This window comes from Paenibacillus arenilitoris, assembly GCF_014705655.1.
GTDB lineage: Bacteria > Bacillota > Bacilli > Paenibacillales > Paenibacillaceae > Pristimantibacillus > Pristimantibacillus arenilitoris.
In genome coordinates this window covers 59,876-80,935 of sequence record NZ_JACXIY010000026.1, presented here as the reverse complement: position 1 = coordinate 80,935, position 21,060 = coordinate 59,876, and the positions used below count along the sequence as shown (strand labels likewise).

Here is a 21,060-nt window from a genome sequence, read left to right as displayed (position 1 = left end):
TTACTTTATCAACAGGTTGAATAGTGAACCTTGATTTTTTGGACATGGTATAGCATGATTTGGTCTAGTTAATTTTTGTTTTTTTTACAAAAAAAACAAACAAAGCACCATGGCTTCGTAAGGGAGCGGCCCGGTGCCTTGTTGTGATCTATCCTTTTCTGTGCTTTTTGCCTTGTCGATTAGTCATCTCCCATTCCATACCATGCCAAGAATGCCAGGGCAACAGCAGCCCCTGCTTCGCCATTCGGATGCGCGTCGAACTCGTTCGACATATATTCGGGAATAAGCAGGTTATCGCGAGGAGCCTCCTGAGAGAGTACTTCCGCAATATCGAATATACGATCGACTCCAGTAATAGCACGGCTTCGTATGGCCTGATTCACAATTCGCCAGACAAGCTCTTGCTCCTCGGTAAAATTGAATGTGGGTACCGTGCAAAGGATGACCGACATCTCGTTATGGCTTCCTTTAAGGCTGGACACAATGGTTTGCAGATCCCCGAGCAGTTGAGAGGCGCTTCGTCCGGTCGTACCTATATCGTTGACCCCCAAAGCAATGACAACCTCATCGTTTAGCTTGGCTTTGCTCAGCCAAGCCTTGTTGGTTGCAGCATCGTAAGCTCGCGCCCATCCCGAGCCAAGATTCCATACACTGTTTTCGGAACCAAGCCCCTCCGCAATGCGGGCAACCCAGAATTCATAGGCGTCAGGGCGCGTTCGCACGCCTTGAGTGATGGAATCGCCCAAGAACGCAATACGCTTTGCTGCCTCACGCTCGCAGCCGATGAAATCCGGCAGAAATAGACAATTGCCTGATTGCTGGAAACCATCGGCGCTGATTTGACCGGCCGCATGCCCGGGCGCATCGTAGGCGGACACCAATGGGCCTTCCGTATTGTAGGGAAAGCTTACGCCGGCGGACAATGTCGTAACTGTCCACGAATATGCCAAATAATGATCCTTCGGAATATTGATCCGGGCGGCATCGCTCCAAAACTGCTCTCCCGGCATAACCAGCCTGGCGACCGACGAATCGAACGTTACCGGAACTTGCGTCCCCTCTACTACGCTTCCGTCAGGCAGCCTCCCGCCATCGGCAATGTATGCGGACTCGATTTTCCACGTGCCCCCAATCAGATTGGCGCTCGATTCAGAGCCGTCTGCCCATGTAGAATCCACCAGATTGCTGCACCAGAATCTCAGCTTTAATTCCCCGCATTCCGTTGTCTTGATATAAGCTCTGTACGTATGAGTAAAAGCGGAATCGCTACTCCTAATAAAATTTTTGGCCGTAGATTGAACCGTCGCCGAAGCATAAGAGTTCCACCACATAAATATATTTCCCCCTGTCTAGTGTTCCGTCAACACATAAAATTTCGTTTTCATAGCCATGCCTCGCAGAGCTCCGGCCAAGCCTTCGGGGTATGCATGCAAGCTCGGACATCCCTGGTTCACATCGCCGATGCTTTCTTCGGATGCGCCCGGCCATAATTCAATTGTACGCATATGGCCTCCATTCTTCACTCGTTTATCGTAATGCCCTAATCGAATACTTCTCCCCTGCGACCGCTTGAAGCTTCACGATCGACGCTCCGTCGCTTTCAGCCAGCACAGAGCCGTCTGCCCGCGTGACGCGAATGGCGCTCGGAACGCGTATGCTGCACAGAGCATCCCGCGTCGCTCTCAGTTCGGCATCGACTATATGACCGTCTGTCCATACCATATCAACCTCGAAGCCGCCCCGCGCTCGCAGGCCGCTGACAAAGCCGGTCGACCACGCTGCCGGAAGTGCCGGAAGCAGACGGATTTCGCCGCCATGACTCTGGAGCAGCATCTCCGCGATACCGGCGGCGCCGCCGAAATTGCCGTCGATCTGGAACGGCGGATGCGCATCGAACAAATTCGGATAGGACGACTTGGCGAATAAGGTTTGCACATACCGATACGCGTTCTCTGCATCCGAGAGCCGGGCCCAGACGTTAATGATCCAGGCGCAGCTCCATCCGGTATGCCCGCCGCCGTGCTGCAGACGACGTTCGAGAGAGGTGCGCACGGCCTCCGTCAGCACCGGATCTCGGTGCAGATCGATCTGATCCCCAGGATAAAATCCGTACAGATGCGAGATATGACGGTGGCCCGGCTCGTGCTCCTCGAACTCGCGGAACCATTCCAGCAACTGGCCGTGCCGGCCGATGCGATATGGCAGCAGACGGGCAAGCGCGGCCTCCCATTCGCTTCGCAGCTCGGCATCTGCGTTCAGCAGCGCGCTCGCTTCAATGCAATTCGTGAACAGCTCGCGGATAATGGCGGTGTCCATTGTCGTCCCCATGCTGACCGCACACGCTCTGCCTTCGACATCGAGAAACATATTTTCCGGCGATGTAGACGGCGACGTAACCAGATGGCCCTCGCCGTCTTCGATCAACCAATCGAGGCAGAACAAGGCAGCCTCCCGCATGATGGGATACGCTTTGTCGGCAAGAAATTCCGTATCTCTTTCGAACAAATACCGCTCCCACAGATGCCTGCAGAGCCATGCGCCGCCCATCGGCCAGAACGCCCAGCTTGCGGAACCGGCGGCGGGCGTCGACATTCTCCACAGATCCACGTTGTGATGGGCAGTCCACCCGCGGCAACCGTAATGAATTTCCGCCGTTCTTCGGCCGCTGACGCGGAGACCTTCAAGCAGATCGAACAACGGCTCGTGGCATTCCTCCAGGTTGCACGTCTCCGCCAGCCAGTAATTCATTTCCGTATTGATGTTAACGGTATAATTGCTTCTCCATGCCGGGTCTACGTCTTTGTTCCAAATCCCTTGCAGATTCGCCGCTTGCGTGCCTGGCCGGGAACAAGCGATAAGCAGATACCGGCCATATTGGAAGTACAGGGCCGACAACCCCGGATCGCTCTCTCCTTGCTGCACGCGAACAAGCCGTTCGTCCGTCGGAAGCCGGTCGGCATCGGATTCGCCCAGATGAAGCTTTACCCTGTCGTACAGCTTGAGATAATCCTTCAGATGACGGCGTTTCAATTGCTCGTAGGAGAATCCGGCGGCCGCAGCCAGCGCGAATCGAACCTGATCGACAGGGTCTTTGCCCTCGGACTCCGGATTTTTATCGAAGCCGTTAAAGCTCGTTCCAGCCGCAAGCAGGAACGTTACGGCGTCGGCATTGACCGCTCTCAGCTCGGCATGGCTTCCGCTCTCCTTCGTCCCCCCCTCGATGACAGCCAGGAGCTGCACCTCAAAACGCACGCCTTTATGTTCTTCGTAAATGAGCTTTTCGAACGCACCGGGTCCCGATTCCGGATTCGGATGCGTGGGACCGTTTCCTTTCATCGTCAGAATGCCTCTATCGGCTTCCAGGCTGACAGCCGCCGAATGAGGCGTTTCAAGGGACGCCGTCACATCGATACTCCCCGGACGATCTGCGCTCAATCGGATCGCCAATACCTGATCGGCGGCGGAGATGAATGATTCCTGCGTATAACGGACGCCTTCACGCACGCATGTAACACTGCTTACAGCCGTGTCCAGATCGAGCTGCCGTTCATAAGCTTCGACGGAGCCTGAGCCATCGCCGAGCTTAAGCTTTAAATCGCCAAGCGGCTGGTACGCTTCCGTTCGAGGGCCGTGCATGTGCCGCTCGATTATTTCCTGTGCCTGCATGTACGCACCGCTTGTAATAGCCTCTCTCGCAGCAGCGAGGTAAGCCGCCGTGCCATAATTCACCGGATCTCGCGGCTGGAATGACCATAGAGTATCTTCATTTAGCTGAAACAGCTCTTCGTCCGGCCGACCGAAAACCATAGCTCCGAGCCGGCCGTTGCCTAGAGGCAGAGCTTCGGTCCACTCAACAGCCGGCTGTCTGTACCATAAACGCATGGGCGCTTGTATGAGTTTGTTGTTTTCCATGTTATTCCACCTATCTGCACTAGAGACATTATAACTTTCTGACTGTTCAGATTCATTCTGACGATTTCACAAGCCGATAAAACACGGCATAAACCATGCACCTTGATTTTCAGGTCATCGAATAGCATGATTTAGCCCTATGTATGTCAAGGGCATGGTTTAGCAGAAAAAAAATCCGCGAGCCTATTACTCTCGCGGAATTTGAATATATTTATTCCGACCAAAGCTCAACGCGGTCCTTCACCATCTTTGTAAATTCTTCATTCATCTTCGCAACGCCTGCTTCTTCCAGGTCCTTCAGGAACTGATCGTAGACCTTATCGAAATCTTCCGGCTTCGCCAGAATCGCTTCCGGTATCCGTTTCTTCATAATATCCTGCGTTTTCTGGAAAATAACGTTCGCCTCGGAAGTCGCCTCGAACGGAAGCGTCCATGCCGCGCCGTATTTGCGTTCAGGGAACGAATCATCGGAAGGCCACAGATCCTTGTAAGTCGTTGCGCCGTAAGCCGCCAGCGTCTTTTTGTCTTCTTCCGAGTAAGCGGCTTGGATCTGCTCAGGGAATGTCGTCGTGTAGTAGTTTCCGGACGGATCCTTCACGCCGTCTCCGTAACGGGCGGATAGGTTGTAGTTGCCGATACCCGTTGTTTTCGTAAATGTGTTGTTATCGTTTGTTTTCTGCTCCAGCAGATCGGCAGGAATGACGCGTTTGCCGTCTACCACATTGTAATGCTTGCCTTCAATCCCCCAGTTGAGAAGCACTTGACCTTCATCGGAAGCAAGGTAGTCCAGGAATTTGATCAGACGAACCGGGTCTTGAGCATCTTTCGTAATCGCAATTCCGAGGGCTGGAAGGTAACCCGTTCTTTGGAAGGAATGATCCTGGTACGTTTCGTTCAATGTTACAGGGAAACGAGCGTATGTCGAACCGAATTTGCCTTCGGCTTTCAAAGCGTTCTCCGCTTGGCCGTAATCCCATTGCTGGTCGATAAGACCCAGAACGCGGCCGGAAGCGATTTTTGCTTTGTATTGATCGTATTTCTGAATGAAGCTTTCCGGGTCAAGCAAGCCGATATCGTTCATGTGATTCAGCCAACGGAAATATTCTCTTTCTTCAGGACGCTGGTAGTGCATAATAGCTTCATACGTATCTTCATTAATGAAGAACTCGCCATTGTCCGGTGCTCCAGTTGCGTAGAACGCAGGGTTTGTTACGGAAATCAGAATTTGCCATTCCCCGCCGTTAAGAGACAAACCGATAGTCGGTTGGCCGTCTGCCGTTTTCGGGTTTTTCTCAATATAGGCTTTGATTGCAGCTTCGTAATCCTTGACGGTTTTGATTTCCGGGTAGCCGGCTGCTTCAAGCACTTGGTGCTGCAATTGGAAACCGCTGCCTGAATCAAAGTACGTATGATCGACGCCGGTCAGCGAAAGCGTATAAATCGCGTCATCATCCTTGCTCCAACGAAGACGGTTATAATATTCGCCGTAAACCTTTTTAATGTTGGGAGCATGCTCTTCGATCAAAGGACGAAGGTCGAGCAAAGCGCCTGCATCGACCATTTTGTTTGTGGCGCTGCCCGGAACAACCAGATCCGGATACTCATCGCTTGCTACCATAAGCGCGAGCATTTCATCGCTGGAACCGCCAACAGGGAATTCCGGTTTAATGGTAATGCCTGTTTTTTCTTTAATAAATTTGCCGATATCGGATTGCATGTCATCCCAGTTCGGGTTGTTACCGGTTGCAAAACGAATCGTCATGGGCTCAGCTGGCTGCTCGTTTGTTGCATTTGTTGTTTCTGGCGTCGTCGTGTCTTTAGCGCCTTCCGTATTCGAACTGCTGCATGCTGTGACGAATACGAATACGAGTGCCAACATCAAACTAAGTGCCATTTGCATCTTTCTTTTCATTTCGTTTATGCCTCCCTTTTTTCATGTGCGTGATTTCATGTATATAACAGGTAACCCTGTTATTACCAAAATTAGCTTTTTACTGCGCCAAGCGTCATTCCTTTGACAAAATACTTATGAAGGAATGGATAGACGATATAATATCTTTCATATTGGAATAACTCTATAAAATTAGCAAACACTACCCATTTCTGATCCAGAATGGAATCTTTACGGTTTGTAATTTTGAAAAGCGGTAAGCCAGCACCCTACTGGTACATAACTGAAAATAAAAATCCATATCGTTCCTTATGAGCGTCGACTCTGCTTTCAGGGTACTCTCTGTTAGCGGTTTCATCCGTGCTCCTCCTGGCTTCGTAAGCTTCCTCTTTGCATGCGATAGCTTACCCTCTCTTGTCTGTACCTATCATAAACACGCCACTGATAGTAAACCTTGATTTTCAAGACAAGAAATAGCATGATATAGACATTTCAATTAAAATACCTCCGAACCATAACGGTCGGAGGTATAAAGCTTCTGTACGCCCACTCAAACTCGTAGGCAGCTCCCATTCAATACCATACAAAGAAAGCCGAGTCAACGGCAGACCCTGCTTCGACTGCCGGAATAAATAGATTAAAAATATACGCTGCCATCTTCATCGAATAATTGAGAGCGAAAGTTTGATAATACCGAAGCCCTTCCATTCGAATTATAAAGAGTATGCTTATGGCAAGCCGTTAGCTTATCCGCCTTGCCCTTATTTCGACCAAAGCTCAGCGCGGGCCTTCACCATCTTTGAAAGTTCTTCATTCAGCTTTGCAACGCCGGCGTCTTCCAGGTCCTTCAGGAACTGATCATAGATCTTATCGAACTCTTCCGGCTTCGCCAGAATCGCTTGCGGTATGCGTTTCTTCATAATATCCTGCGTTTTCTGGAAAATAACGTTCGCCTGGGAGCCCGTCTCGAACGCAAGCGTCCATGCCGCGCCGTATTTGCGATCAGGTAAAACACCATCAGTAGGCCACAGATCCTTGTATGTCGTTGCGCCGTATGCCGCCAGCGTCTTTTTGTCTTCTTCCGAGTAAGCGGCTTGAATCTGCTCAGGGAATGTCGTCGTATAGTAGTTTCCGGACGGATCCTTCACGCCGTCGCCGTAACGGGCGGATAGGTTATAGTTGCCGATACCCGTTGTTTTCGTAAATGTGTTGTTATCGTTTGTTTTCTGCTCCAGCAAATCGGCAGGAATGACGCGTTTGCCGTCTACCACATTGTAATGCTTGCCTTCAATCCCCCAGTTAAGAAGCACTTGACCTTCATCGGAAGCAAGGTAGTCCAGGAATTTGATCAAACGAACCGGATCTTGAGCATCTTTCGTAATCCCAATTCCGAGGGCTGGAAGGTAACCAGTACCATGGAGAAACGTATGATCCCGGTAAGTTTCGTTCAATGTTACAGGGAAACGAGCATAAGTCGAACCGAATTTGCCTTCAGCTTTCAAAGCGTTCTCCGCTTGGCCGTAATCCCATTGTTGGTCGATAAGACCCAGAACGCGGCCGGAAGCGATTTTTGCTTTGTATTGATCGTATTTTTGAACGAAGCTTTCCGGGTCTAGCAAGCCGATATCGTTCATGTGATTCAGCCAACGGAAATATTCTCTTTCTTCAGGACGCTGGTAGTGCATGATTGCTTCATACGTATCTTGATTAATGAAGAACTCGCCATCGCCCGGAGCGCCGGTTGCTCCGAACGCAGGGTCTGTTACGGAAATCAGAATTTGCCATTCCCCGCCGTTAAGAGACAAACCGATATTCGGTTGGCCGTCTGCCGTTTTCGGGTTTTTCTCAATATAGGCTTTGATTGCAGCTTCGTAATCCTTGACGGTTTTGATTTCCGGGTAGCCGGCTGCTTCAAGCACTTGGTGCTGCAATTGGAATCCGCCGCCTGCATCAAAGTACGTATGACCTACGCCGGTCAGCGAAAGCGTATAAATCGCGTCATCATCCTTGCTCCAACGAAGACGGTTAAAATATTCGCCGTAAACCTTTTTAATGTTAGGAGCATGCTCTTCGATCAAAGGACGAAGGTCAAGCAAGGCGCCTGCATCAACCAATTTGCCTTCACTGCCACTAGGCATAACCAGATCCGGATACTCATTGCTTGCTACCATAAGTGCGAACATTTCAGTATTGTTACCGCCGACAGGGAATTCTTGTTCGATAGTAATGCCTGTTTTTTCTTTAATAAATTTACCGATATCGGATTGCATGTTATCCCAGTTCGGGTTGTTACCGCCGGCTGCCAAACGGATTGTGATCGGCTCAGTTGCCGACTCATTTGTTGCATTTGTTGTTTCTGGCGTCGTCGTGTCTTTACCGCCTTCCGTATTCGAACTGCTGCATGCTGTGACGAATACGAATACGAGTGCCAACATCAAACTAAGTGCCAATTGCATCTTTCTTTTCATTTCTTATGCCTCCCTTTTTTCATGTGCGTGATTTCATGTATATAACAGGTAAACCTGATACTACCAAAATTAGCTTTTTACTGCGCCAAGCGTCATTCCTTTGACAAAATACTTTTGAAGGAATGGATAGACGAGCAAGATGGGTACGGTAACGACGATCGTAATCGCCATCTTAATGGATTCGGGCGATACCGCCGCCATCGCTTGCTGTGCGTTCGGGTCGCGGTAATTGCTGCCCGTCTGCGTAGATAGCAGCACCTTCATCAGCTCGTACTGCAGCGTCGTATTTTCCGGATTCCTGTTATTGAACAAGTACGTATCAAACCAGGAATTCCAATGTCCGACAGCGATGAATAATGCGATTGTCGCCAATACGGGTTGACAAAGCGGAAGAATAATTCTCCAGAATATAGTCCAATCATTTGCGCCGTCAATTTTCGCCGATTCTTGAAGCGCGAACGGAAGCCCGTCGATATACGAGCGGATAACGAACACGTTCCAAACGCTGAGAAGTGCAGGAATGAGATAAACGGAAAAGGTGCCGATCAAGCCTAAGTATTTCATCAGCAGGAATCCCGGAATGAGTCCGCCGGAGAAATACATCGTGAGGGCGAACAAAACCGACATCCATCTTCTGCCTTGAAAATCGGGACGACTTAACGTATAAGCCATCATGGACGCTGCCGCGACCCCCATTGCCGTACCGGCTACCGTCCGGATGACGGTGTTTCTAAAGCCGGTTATCAAGCCCTCAAAGCCGAAAATCGTTTCATAGTTTCTTAAGGTAAATTCCCGCGGATAAATCGTCAGACCGCCTCGTACGGTATCCACCGAATCGTTGAATGAAATCGCGAGTACGTTTAAAAACGGATATAAGGTTGCAATGGCTACCATCGTCATGAATATATAGATGAATAGGTCGAATATTTTATCGCCGATATTTTTTTGAACAACTCCCTGCATATGCCGCGCCTCCTATATGACTGACTCTTTGGCGACTCTCTTGTATATTCCGTTCGCAATAAATACTAACAGGATGCTGACTACGGAATTGAATATACCGATTGCCGTACCGTACGAGTATCGGCCCATTTGAATACCGTACTTGAGCGCATACAGATCGAGCACCTCAGAATAATCGGTTACCAGAGGGTTTCCAAGCAAGAACTGCTTCTCGAAGCCGATACTGATTAAGTGTCCGATCGACAAGATGAATAGGACCATGAAGGTTGTACGAATACCGGGCAGCGTGATATGCCACATCTTGCGGAATCTGCCTGCGCCGTCAACCGTTGACGCTTCGTAAAGCTCGGGATCGATGCCTGCCATCGCTGCCAGGAAAATAATCGAGTTCCAGCCCATTTCCTTCCATATATCCGAAACGGTTACAATTCCCCAGAACAAATCGCCTTTAGCCATAAACTGAATAGGCTGGTCGATAATGTTAAGCCACATGAGCAATTGGTTCACCGCTCCGCCGTCTGTCGAAAGCATCTTATATACGAGTCCGGCTACGACAACCCATGAAACAAAGTGAGGCAAATACGAAATCGTTTGTACCGACCGTTTGAAAAACTGGCCTTTCATCTCGTTTAACAACAAGGCGAATAGGACAGGAACCGTGAAGCCTACAATGAGCCCCATCGTGCTCATGGCCAGCGTATTTCGCAAAACGATATAAAATCTTTCATCTTGGAATAACTCTATAAAATTAGCAAACCCTACCCATTTTTGATCCAGAATGGAATCTTTCGGCTTGTAATTTTGAAAAGCGGTAAGCCAGCCCCATACTGGTACATAACTGAAAATAAAAATCCATATCACAAACGGAAGTGACATCATGTACAAGTAACGCTGCTGGAATGCTTTGAACCAGAACCGGTTCCTTTTGTGCGTCGACTCTGCTTTCAGGGTACTCTCTGTTAGCGGATTCATCTGTGCTCCTCCTGGCTTCGTAAGCTTCTTCTCCAGTAAAATTATAAAAACACTACTGATAGTAAACCTTGATATTCAAGACATAAAATAGCATGATATAGACATTTCAATTAAATTACCTCCGAACCATAACGGCCGGAGGTATCAAGCTACTGAACAAGCGATTCTCCGGAGAGAAGCTGTTCATCATCCGTTCAATGGCTCATATTCGAACCAATCAAAGCACGCCGGAGAGCCTTGCCCCGTTTCGCAGACGGCATACATCGCAATGACTACTCCCGTAAAGCCGCCAGCAACTTCCGTTGAGAGAAGATGCGTTTCTCCGGATCCCGCTTCAAGAACATCGGATGAATCCTGCTGAATTTTGAAGTGAAACCACTCCGGCTGCGCTTCAACCTTAAGAATGACAGGGCCCTCCGAGCACTCCAGCGTTCTCTCTGCTATCAAGGTTCCTACGGTACGCCGGAATACGACTACCTTGCGCCCTTCTTGACGCTTTACAGCCAGATCGTAATGATAGCTATCGTTCATAAATACGGTAAGTCCGGCTTCCTCGCCTTCGTGCTGCGGTTCGAAATTCAGCAAGGCGGAGATGTTGCTTGACCAGTGGCGCAAACGACGGCCTACAAAGGCTGGGGCGCCGGAATCGCTCAGCGACGTCTTGTTTCCGCGCAATACAAGATTCCCCGGAGATTCGCTGAGCGACCAGCATGACGGATCCGGATTTCGCAGGAACAACCAATCGAAGCTTAAGGTTAAATCGTCAAAATCATCTCGGGCTGCGTTCGTCTGCCACCGGATCTCCGGCAACCGAGGAGCATCCATGACGCTCTCGATGCTTCCCCCATTACCGATAATGGGCCAGCCGTCAGCCGTCCATGATACGGGCGCCAGAAACGTCTCCCTGCCCAAATGATGCCGATAAGGATAGGAGACCGGTCTAATGCCCAAGAAAACCGCCCACCAGCTGCCGTCATGCGCCTGTACCAGATCGGCATGGCCTGTTGCATGAATGCTGCTGTTCCGGCTTCTATGGGTTAGTATCGGGTTATGAGGGCATGGTTCGTAAGGTCCGTATGGAGCGTCGCTTCTCGCAATCGTCACCATATGACCGTATTCCGTCCCGCCTTCGGCAATCAACAAATAATAAAGCCCATTGATCTTGTATAGATGAGGCGCTTCCGGATGCGCTCCGCCCGTCCCCTTCCAGATCAGACGGCTCTCTGTCAGCATTTGCCCGGTCGATATGTCAATCTCGCATTGATAAATGCCATAGCCTTCACTGCCCGCATAAGTAGACTGAAAGAATACGCTGCCATCTTCATCGAATAATAGAGAAGGATCGATGCCGCCCTGCGCGACAGGTATCATCTCGGACCAAGGGCCTTCCGGCCCTTGGCTGCGAACATAGAAGTTGCCGACCCCGCTCACATTCGTCGTAACCATATAGAACCAGCCGTCGTGATGGCGGATCGTCGGCGCGTAAATCCCTCCCGATAACCAGGTGTTGGCCAGCGGCAATTGCTGCTCGGTAGTGAGACAATGTCCGATCTGGCGCCAATTGACAAGATCCTTGCTATGAAATATAGGAACTCCGGGGAAATAACCAAATGAGCTTGTTACCAAATAATAATTATCTTCGACACGGCAGATGCTCGGGTCGGGATAAAAGCCTGAAATTATCGGATTGCTATACGTCGCGGTGCTGCTTGTCGTCATCATGTTACAACTCCTAATCAATCTAAAGTTTGATATTGCCGAAGCCCTTCCATTCGGATTATAAAACACGGCATAAGCTAGCACCTTGATTTTCAAGTCATAGAATAGCATGATTTAGACATTTATATTTCAGGCGCCTGGCTTAGCTAAAAAAATTCCGCGAGCTTATATTACGCTCGCGGAATTTGATCTTTTTCGAAGCTTTTACTTTTTCAAGGCTGTTTAGCTTTCCACAACCAACTTGACGACGGTATCAAGCGGCTCCCATTTATTTTGAGGAACCTTGATCGAAATCCCATGTTCATTTTGCTCGAAAGGAACCGAAGTGCCGTCAAGCAATTGACACTGTATGATTTTCTGCTGAATTGCCGGTAACACCATGGTTTCAAAAGCCGGCATATCCTGAACATGTAAATACAGGCGATTGTCTTTGCATGTCATTCCATATACATTGTCTACCGGCTCGAGCGGCCCTGCCTGAGTTGCATAAATCGCTTCCCCGTTCTTCTTCATGAATGCTCCAATTTCCTTAAGCCGATTCACTTGGCTTGCGGGTATTTGCCCGTTCGGATTAGGGGCAACGTTAAGCAGCACATTGCCACCGCGGACAAAACAGTCAATCATTAGTTTGATGATGGATTCCAGCGGCATGACTCTTTCCTCATATTCATAAGACCAGTGATAGGCGATTGTGAAGCATTTCTCCCAGTCGATGGGCATGATGTTGCCTGTAATTTCATGAGAACCTTCATCGCATTGAAAATCGCCGATCCATCCGGATCGCGGATTGATTACGCATTTGGGCTGGTTGCTTCTTACCAATTCGTTTAGCTTGACCGGATCCCAGAACCAAGCCGCGTCTGCATCCGTTCCGCTATGAGCCAGCCAGCCTCCATCGTACCACATAATATCGATCTGCCCAAACCGCGTGGTCAACTCCTGGATTTGCTTATAGCATTGATCCTTCATCAACGCCGCATTTTCAGGCAATTCCTTCGGCTGAAAGTATCCAGGGAAACGCCAATCCATTGGCGAATAATACAATCCTACCCGTAGTCCGGCGTCACGGAAGGCATCCGAATAATCTTTCACGAAATCGCGTTTCGCGGCGGAATGCATGCTGTCGAATTGTCCATAGCTGCCAGGACTATCCCAGAGCGCAAAGCCGTCGTGATGGCGGGTTACCATAACCGAATACTGCATACCTGCTTCCTTAGCCAGACTGGCCCACTGCTTCGGATTCCAGTCATGAGGATTAAAATCATCCGCCAGCTTCGCATATTCGTCTACGGGAATTTTTTCGTTGAACATCGCCCATTCGCCGCGCCCAAGTATGGAGTAGAGTCCCCAATGGAAGAAAAGACCGAGCTTCGCATCCCGCCACCATTGCATGTCCTCGTCGCTCAGGTTCAGCCACGGAGCCTCGATGCCGTCTTTGCTTTTCAATACAATACTGCTTTTTAACATGGAGGCGAGCTCGGCGTCTTGCAATTTCTTAATGGACATAATCAATCAAACTCCTTTTTTCTTCGCATTTTTGAATGGCTTAGCTCATTATTCGTTTCTATATTCTTGCGGCGTTACGTTAAAATGATTCTTGAACACACGGATAAAATAGGCCGGATTTTTGTATCCAACTTGTTCGGCGATTTCGTAGACTTTCAATTCGCGATTATGCAGCAACGTCACTGCTTGCTCCATGCGCAACCGCAATACATAATCGGAAATATTTTCGCCGGTATCATTTTTGTACACTTTAGACAAATGGACCGGGTGCATGTGAACATGTTCTGATATGGACTGGAGGGATAAATCGTGCCCTAAATTCTCTTGTACGTACATTTGAACCTGTGACACGAGCGATCTGCGATGTCGCGATACATCGTCATTCATTGCCGATTGCAATCTTGCGATCAGTTCCGAAGCCCATTTATATAAGTCCTCTATCGTATGAAGCTTAATGCCGCTTAACAAGTGATAATCCGTTATTTTTTCACCGTTCTTTAGAACATAATAAAAGAAATCCGCAGACAGACTATGGTATATTTCCATCAAATGCTCATAAGACCCGTCAAACAATTGCCGCCATTCGTTGACGACTTCCTGAAGTTTACTTGCGGCTGAATCCCATTGACCGGCCTCTAGCAAATGCACAAATAACGGGAGCCTGTGCAGGGACGTAAGTACAGACGGATCCCGATTCGGGTGTTGCGACCCAATCGTAACAATGGTATCCCGTTCTTCTCCCAGGTAACGGCGAAACGAAGCGACGCCTTGTTGATAAGACGATTGCATGCAGCCGGGAAAAATATCGGGAGGACATATAATGACGGATACCGTGAGCTTGTACAACTTCCTTACGATTCTTAGCAAATGATCGGCAATTTGGGCAAGAGACTCCGTCTCCGCAACTATCTCCTTCTGTTTAACGACAAACAATAAATGACCGTATAAATCCTCACCAGCCCATTGTTCATATCCCTCTGCAAGAAGCTCCTCCAAAATATTGGTTACCGCGAAGGTCATAAGCTTGTCGTCTGTCCCTTTCGGTTCCTGTGCTTCGTGCTCGATCCGTATGAGAAGAATAGACACATAATCGCCGATCCGAATGCCGATTTCATATCGTAACATCTGTTCCGATAATTGCTTCTGGGATGGATGATTTCCAAATATCAGATCATTCAGCAGTTTCAAGCGCAGTAACGGCACGCTTTGATGCAGAAAAGCTTTGGAATCCAGATACGCCCGCTCTTGTTCCTTCTCCCTCTGCTGAACGGCCGCCAGTTCTTTGACTCGTGCCAATAACACTTCATCGCGGACAGGCTTTAACAAGTAGTCGCTTGCTTCATGCTGAAGACCTGCCTTAACTAACTCAAATTCCGCATATCCGGACAGCAAAATGCATTTTACGTATTTCCATCTTTTTTTTATGGCGGCCGTTAATTCCAGACCGTCCATTTCCGGCATTTTTACGTCCGTAATCACGATATCGAAGTCATCTTCCTCAAGCAACGCTAATGCCTCATTAGCCGAATAAGCGCCTGCGACATCCGTGACACCTGACATCTCCCATGGAATGCTGCTCAGCATGCTTTCAACCAAATAATTCTCGTCGTCTACGATTAGCAATCTAGTCACGATCAGGGCCCCTCCCATTTCCATTTCAACTCCACAATCAGCCCATTGGAAGGGGATAGGGACAAGCTTAAGCCCGCGTCTCTTCCGAATCGAAGCTGCAATCTGCGGTGTACATTCGACAATCCGCAGCCAGTCTGTTCAATTGGATAAGCGTTCATAAGCAGATTCCGCAACTCTTGCACCTGCGGCTCTGTCAATTTCCCCCCGTTATCTTCCACGATAAGTCGGAAGCAATCGTCTACGCGGGAAGCGGAAATGGTGATAACGGCTTCTCCGGCCATTTGTTCAATTCCATGTATCAGCGCATTCTCGACAATTGGCTGCAGGATCAAGCGCGGCATGGGAAGGGCATTCATGGATTCGTCAATCGTAATGTCATACCTCATCCGTTCGAGGCGGAGGCAATGTATGCTCAAATAATCGCGGGCCGTCTTGATTTCATCCGCAAGCATGACTTCCTGCTGTTCAACCCTGGTCGCGTATCTGTAGAAATCGGCCAGATGATAGCCCATTTGCAAGGCGGCTTCCTTCCGATCCATCTTCGTCATATTAACCATATAGGTTAAGCTGTTATATAGAAAATGAGGGTTTATTTGAGATTGAAGCTGCTTAAGCTCCGCTTCGCCGGCTCTTATTTTTTCCTCGAGCACATTCTCAACAAGCTCCTGGATTTCGAAGGACATCTCATTAAAGCGCGCAATAATGAACTGAAACTCATTTTTGACGGGAACATCCACGAGCATGCCGTATTGACCTCGCTTTATTCGTTGAACGCCTTTCACGAGCGCCCGCAACGGAACTTGGAGATTCAGATAAATAATCCAGGAGACGATAATGCTAACGATCAGCATGAGGCAGATGGAGCCATACACATAGTAATTATTTAATCGAATCGGCTTCATAATTTCGTCTATCGGCACCAGATTTACGACGTAACTTTGCAGGCTGGAAATTTCCGTATACGTGATCAAATAAGTGACGTCCTGAAAGTGTACGACCTCATCCCCTCTCTCCCGGAGAAGACTATTGTCCATGTACTGATTCACCTCAGCTAGCAGACGCTGGTCGAACGTGCTGTTGGTGATGGATGGATATCCGCGCTGGTAGAACAATGGATTTCCTCTTCCTTCTTCGTTGAACCGATTGAGCATCTCTACTATATTACGGGCCGAGAATCGTATCTCCACGACAGTGTTTGCTTGATTGATATTCTCGGTCATATTGTAAGGCTCCACACTGATATGAACGAACTCGCCTTCGCCTGTATTTCCATTCGAGAGACGATAATTCCAATTTTTCCGAGCCAGCATTTCCAATTCCTCGTTGCCGGTGCCGGTCGCCGATTCGACGGTTGTCGATATTGTTTGACCGATTTCAGGTGCATATACGGTGATGTAGTTCGCCCATACGGCGGATGTGCTTTGCAGGATCAATTTTTCCAGAATGGTCGACTTTTTACTCATGATCTCATACTCGTCATCCAGAAGCGGCAAGGCGGGAAACTCAATCACATTCGGATCCCGAAGAATAATTTTGGAGAACGTCTCCAACTGCAAGACCGTACGATTAACCTGATCCGCGAAGAAGGACAATTGGTCCGTGGAAGAATCCCTGATTTGTTTTTTGATAAGCTTTTCGTGCATGGCGTTGGAATAGCTATACAGAAGCAATACCACAACAAGAAACAGGCTTAACGTCAGAAGTATTTTTCTAAACAATGTATGCTTCAATCCTTCATCCCCCTGCCGTTTCCCTAAATGGTACCACGCATGTATAGCTTTCGTGAATCGAATGACAAGTGTCTATTCCTTTACGGCGCCCATCGTTGTACCGCTCACGAAGTACTTTTGCAGGAACGGATAGACTAGCAGGATCGGCAGCGCTCCAATAAAGATTTGGGCTGAACGGATCGTGCGCTCGGATAAAGCCGCCAGCTCCGACGGATCGATGCTCGTATTGCGCATATCGCCGCTCTGGATGATGGTTTGCAAGAAAGTAGCCAGAGGGTATTTACGGTAGTCGGTTATATACAGAAGCCCGTCGAACCAAGAGTTCCAGTGCCCGACCATCGAGAACAAAGATAAGGTTGCAATGGATGGAAGCGATAACGGCAGAAAGATACTGATTAGTACCCGGAAATAACCGGCTCCGTCGATCGATGACGCCTCTACCAGCTCTTTGGGAATGGCGCGGAAAAATTGCATCATTAGAATTGTATTGAATACGCTCACGGCCGAGGGCAGAATAAGTGCCCAGAGCGTATTGGTTAATTGCAGATTCGTAACGACCATGTACGATGGGATCAAACCGCCGTTAAACAACATCGTAAATACAATGATCCAGGAATATGCCGTTCTTCCCGGGAAGGACTTGGACAATCCATAGGCCGCCGATATCGTCAGCAACATCGTCAGCAAGGTTCCCGACACCGTTCGCGCAACAGCGTAAACAAGGGAATTCAGAAACAAGGGATTATCAAATGTTTTTTGATAGGCCACAAAGGTAAAATCGACCGGCCAAAGCGTCACGATATTGGCCGTTGCCGCCGCGCTGGAGCTGAACGATACGGCGAGAACATGTATGAGCGGCAGAATGCACAGCAATGCCATTAAACCTAGAAATAGAATATTGCAGCCATTAAATATTTTATACGGCATTGTTTTACGATACACAATTGTTCACTCCTTCTTAAAAAATCCGATAATTCCCCCATCGATAGGCAATCGTGTAGGAGACGACGATCAAAATAAAGCTGACGACCGACTTAAACAACCCTACAGCAGTCGCAAAGCTGAACGATCCGTTCATTAAGCCCACGCGATATACAAACGTATCGATAATGTCTCCCTCACGGTAGACCAATGGGTTATACAAATTGAAGATTTGATCAAATCCCGCGTTCAGAATATTGCCGAGGGAAAGGGTCATAATGACGACAATAACCGGAATGAGCGCCGGAAGAGTGATGTTGAGCGTTTGCTTCCAACGCCCGGCTCCATCGATCTCGGCCGCCTCATATAAGGATTGGTTTACGCCGGTAAGAGCGGCAAGGTATACAATCGTAGAGAAACCAAACTCCTTCCAGACATCGCTGACAATTAAGGTGAACCGGAACCAATCGCCATCCCCTAGGAAATAGATAGACGGAATCCCAAGCCAGCCTAACGCTTGATTCGCTAATCCTTTATTGGAGAGCAGATCGGTCAAGATCCCCCCCAATATGACCCAGGACAAAAAATGGGGTAAATATACGAGCGTCTGCACGGACCGTTTAAAAACAAGTAAGCGGATTTCATTGAGCAGCAATGCAAATCCAATCGGGATGACGGTATTGGCAACTATTTTTAAAGAGGCAATTAGAAACGTATTCCAAATGACCTGCTTGCTGTCCGGATACGTAAACAGGTAACGGAAATGCTCCAAGCCGACCCACGGCGAATGGAACAACCCGAGTCGCGGCTTATAGTCTTGAAAAGCAAGAATGATCCCCGCCATTGGCATGTAGTTAAAAATGAGCAGCAGAATAATCGATGGCAAAATAAATAAATGAATCGGCAAATCCTTGATGAACCTCGACTGTTTCTTCCCTTCCGTACGGACTGACATCCTTCTCACACCCCCATGTAGATTGCGAATACAGACGGACCTTGAAAGAGGCTCCTCCCTCAAGGTCCGTCATTCGGCATTATTCGATCACAGACGCGTACCACTCATTTACTTCTTTCGTAATTTCATCGCCGCCCGCTTTCTTCCATTGCTCAACGAATGTATCAAATGATTCAATCGGCGAGCTTCCGTAAATAATTTTCAAAAAGGTTTCGTTTTCCATCTTTTTGAGAAGTTCGCTTTTCTTGGACATTGCCGGCGTTGGAGGTCCAGTCATTTCATTCAGTACGGAAGCTTTGTCCATGTAGGTTTTCAGTACAGCCGCCCCCTCCTGCCACCGCTTGTCCCGGCTCGCAAACTGCTTATCATATGACGTTTCCGGAGCATTGCCTTCTCCGAGTTTAGCCATAACCTCTAATTCCATCTTTGGCGTTTGAATATCATTGTAGAAAAGGGTATATTTTTTGGCGTCTGTGAAACCTCCGGGTATTTTGTCGTGATCATACACCGGCTCGCCGTTTTCCATCACATAGTCGTAGCCTTCCGCCCAACCGTTCGCAAATTCCGATTCGGTATCGTAGAAGCCTGGACCCATAATTTTATCCAAATACACGAAAAAACGATCCATGTGCTTGAAATCCTTGTTAAAGTAGAACTGCATGGAAGTCAACTGTTCCGCCATGAAGCCCTGCTGTCCGTCAATGCCTGACGGCAGTGGAATCGCTTTGTAATCGAAGTTCATATCCGCGGTGAACGGCCATCCGCTAGCCATCCAGGTCGGACCGAATACCATACCCGATCTTCCTTGGATAAAGCTTTCAACCGCTTTGCTTTCGTCTAATGTTCCGGCGTCTTTGTCAAGGTAACCCTTCTTCATCCATTTGGCTAGCTTGGATACGCCCTCCTTGACCGAAGGCTGGACTGAGCCGTATTGCAGTTTCCCGTCCGGTCCTTTATTCCAACTGGTCGGCATAGCGGCTTTGCCGAAAATAAAGTCAGAGGAGGCCATCCATGTGGCTACGCCGTTGCGCAGCGATACGGACATTCCAATCGTATCGTTCTTGTTATTGCCGTCGGGATCTTGATTGGTGAATGCATCCATAACCTGCTCAAGCTCTTCCATCGTTTCGGGAGCATCAAGATGAAGCTTATCAAGCCAATCCTGCCGGATCCAGAGCACATTCGACGAACTGACCGCATTCGTTATCGGAAGCCCGTAACGTCTTCCATCCACCGTTACCGGATACCAGAGCTGCGGGTATTGTTCAAACAATGCCTTAAGACGCGGGGATGCGTATTGCTCAAATGCTTCCGTAATATCCATCAGCTTGCCGGAGTCGATTAATTGAGTCGCCAGGTTCAGATCCCCGGTACGGAATACATCGGGAAGCTTCTCATTCGTATTTACCATCAAGCGTAATTTCGTTGTAAATGCGTCTCCGGTTCCTACCGTCCAATCGTTCTTGAGAATGATGCCCAGCTCATCCTTCGCCCATTTGTAATGCACGTTGTTATCGATATCTTCGCCATTTTTAAATGTCACGTCTCCGCCGACAATACGAGCCGTCGTAATCGTAACCGCCTCATTCGCGCCGGAGTCGCCTCCCGCCCCCGAATTGGCTGTGCTTCCATTTTCTTTGCCTGCGGAACCGTTTGATGCGCATCCGGCTAACAATACACTTATCGCCAAAGCTGTATACAAACTCTTCACAACCGTTAAACGTCTTTTCATTGTTTCATCCCCCTCTTGATTTATCCGTTGACATCATCATTATAGTCTGAGCGAAAATTGGGAGATATAATAAAAATAAAAGAAGCATGCAAAAAAATTAGCAAGTTTAACGCTGGATTTATTTAAAGGACTATCTATTAGAACCTGTTCAAACATAGCTGTCACAAGCTTTGCTACTCAAACAAACAGAGCGCTTTAAGTCGCAGCAAAAGAAAAAGGCCAGTTCTGCGCCTCAACGCAAACCCGCCCAAAGATCATCCGTGGATAGCCACGATCAACGCATCTATGCGTAACGGTTTTCCGGCAGCTATACAGAAAAGAGGCGCGCCTAGCGCCGAAGCCGCCGCGTGACGCGCCCTGGCAGCGCGCTTTGCGCTTGAACCTGCAAAAGTGCAGGCTTCTGGGTCGCTGCATCCGTACTGCGAAGAAAATGCCTGCGAATGCGCATCTTTTCCCGTTCTGTAAGCTCGAAAAGAGCTTCGCATTCCTGAAATGCCTGCACATCCGCAGGCGTTTCGTCCGATTGCCCCATCGATGGACCCAAGGATGTACGTTTGCAGGCATTTTTGCCGCTATAGCCCTGATAACGTGCAGCTTAGGCGAGCTGCTGCTTTTCTTCCAAATCCGTGTATTGAGAAGGCAGTACAACATCGCCTTGA

General features: G+C 48.7%; 13 protein-coding genes. All 13 read right to left on the bottom strand.

Annotated elements, in window-relative coordinates:
* Positions 1-179: 179 nt before the first annotated feature.
* The 13 genes from IDH41_RS20950 to IDH41_RS20890 all read right to left on the bottom strand — a co-directional run bounded on the left by IDH41_RS20950 (position 180) and on the right by IDH41_RS20890 (position 20,401).
* A complete protein-coding gene (locus tag IDH41_RS20950) occupies positions 180-1,331 on the bottom strand; it encodes an SGNH/GDSL hydrolase family protein (protein ID WP_190864501.1) in 1,152 nt (383 codons plus the stop codon).
* 196 nt (positions 1,332-1,527) lie between these two features.
* A complete protein-coding gene (locus tag IDH41_RS20945) occupies positions 1,528-3,882 on the bottom strand; it encodes a glycoside hydrolase family 95 protein (protein ID WP_190864556.1) in 2,355 nt (784 codons plus the stop codon).
* A gap of 241 nt (positions 3,883-4,123) precedes the next feature.
* Positions 4,124-5,824, bottom strand: a complete 1,701-nt coding sequence (locus IDH41_RS20940; RefSeq protein ID WP_190864499.1) for an ABC transporter substrate-binding protein — start codon at positions 5,822-5,824, stop codon at positions 4,124-4,126.
* A 740-nt stretch (positions 5,825-6,564) separates the two neighbouring features.
* Positions 6,565-8,271, bottom strand: a complete 1,707-nt coding sequence (locus IDH41_RS20935) for an ABC transporter substrate-binding protein (protein ID WP_190864497.1) — start codon at positions 8,269-8,271, stop codon at positions 6,565-6,567.
* Positions 8,272-8,340: 69 nt separating this feature from the next.
* Positions 8,341-9,234 (bottom strand): carbohydrate ABC transporter permease, encoded by an 894-nt coding sequence (locus tag IDH41_RS20930; protein ID WP_190864495.1) that lies wholly within the window; start codon positions 9,232-9,234, stop codon positions 8,341-8,343.
* Positions 9,235-9,246: 12 nt separating this feature from the next.
* Positions 9,247-10,206, bottom strand: coding sequence for an ABC transporter permease (locus tag IDH41_RS20925; RefSeq protein WP_190864493.1), 960 nt, complete (start codon positions 10,204-10,206; stop codon positions 9,247-9,249).
* A gap of 186 nt (positions 10,207-10,392) precedes the next feature.
* A complete protein-coding gene (locus tag IDH41_RS20920; protein ID WP_190864555.1) occupies positions 10,393-11,928 on the bottom strand; it encodes a glycoside hydrolase family 43 protein in 1,536 nt (511 codons plus the stop codon).
* Positions 11,929-12,147: 219 nt separating this feature from the next.
* Entirely contained in the window at positions 12,148-13,431 is a 1,284-nt protein-coding gene (locus IDH41_RS20915) for an alpha-L-fucosidase (protein WP_190864491.1), read from the bottom strand.
* Positions 13,432-13,479: 48 nt separating this feature from the next.
* On the bottom strand, positions 13,480-15,063 hold the full coding sequence (locus IDH41_RS20910) for a response regulator (protein WP_190864489.1): 1,584 nt from the start codon (positions 15,061-15,063) through the stop codon (positions 13,480-13,482).
* A gap of 2 nt (positions 15,064-15,065) precedes the next feature.
* Entirely contained in the window at positions 15,066-16,793 is a 1,728-nt protein-coding gene (locus IDH41_RS20905) for a sensor histidine kinase (protein ID WP_190864487.1), read from the bottom strand.
* 72 nt (positions 16,794-16,865) lie between these two features.
* The gene (locus IDH41_RS20900) at positions 16,866-17,735 is read right to left on the bottom strand and encodes a carbohydrate ABC transporter permease (protein ID WP_190864485.1); all 870 of its coding nucleotides are present in this window, start codon (positions 17,733-17,735) and stop codon (positions 16,866-16,868) included.
* 16 nt (positions 17,736-17,751) lie between these two features.
* Positions 17,752-18,669, bottom strand: coding sequence for an ABC transporter permease (locus IDH41_RS20895; protein ID WP_190864483.1), 918 nt, complete (start codon positions 18,667-18,669; stop codon positions 17,752-17,754).
* A 79-nt stretch (positions 18,670-18,748) separates the two neighbouring features.
* Positions 18,749-20,401 carry an extracellular solute-binding protein gene (locus IDH41_RS20890; RefSeq protein ID WP_190864481.1) on the bottom strand — a complete coding sequence of 551 codons (1,653 nt, stop codon included), beginning with the start codon at positions 20,399-20,401 and terminating at the stop codon, positions 18,749-18,751.
* Positions 20,402-21,060: the final 659 nt, after the last annotated feature.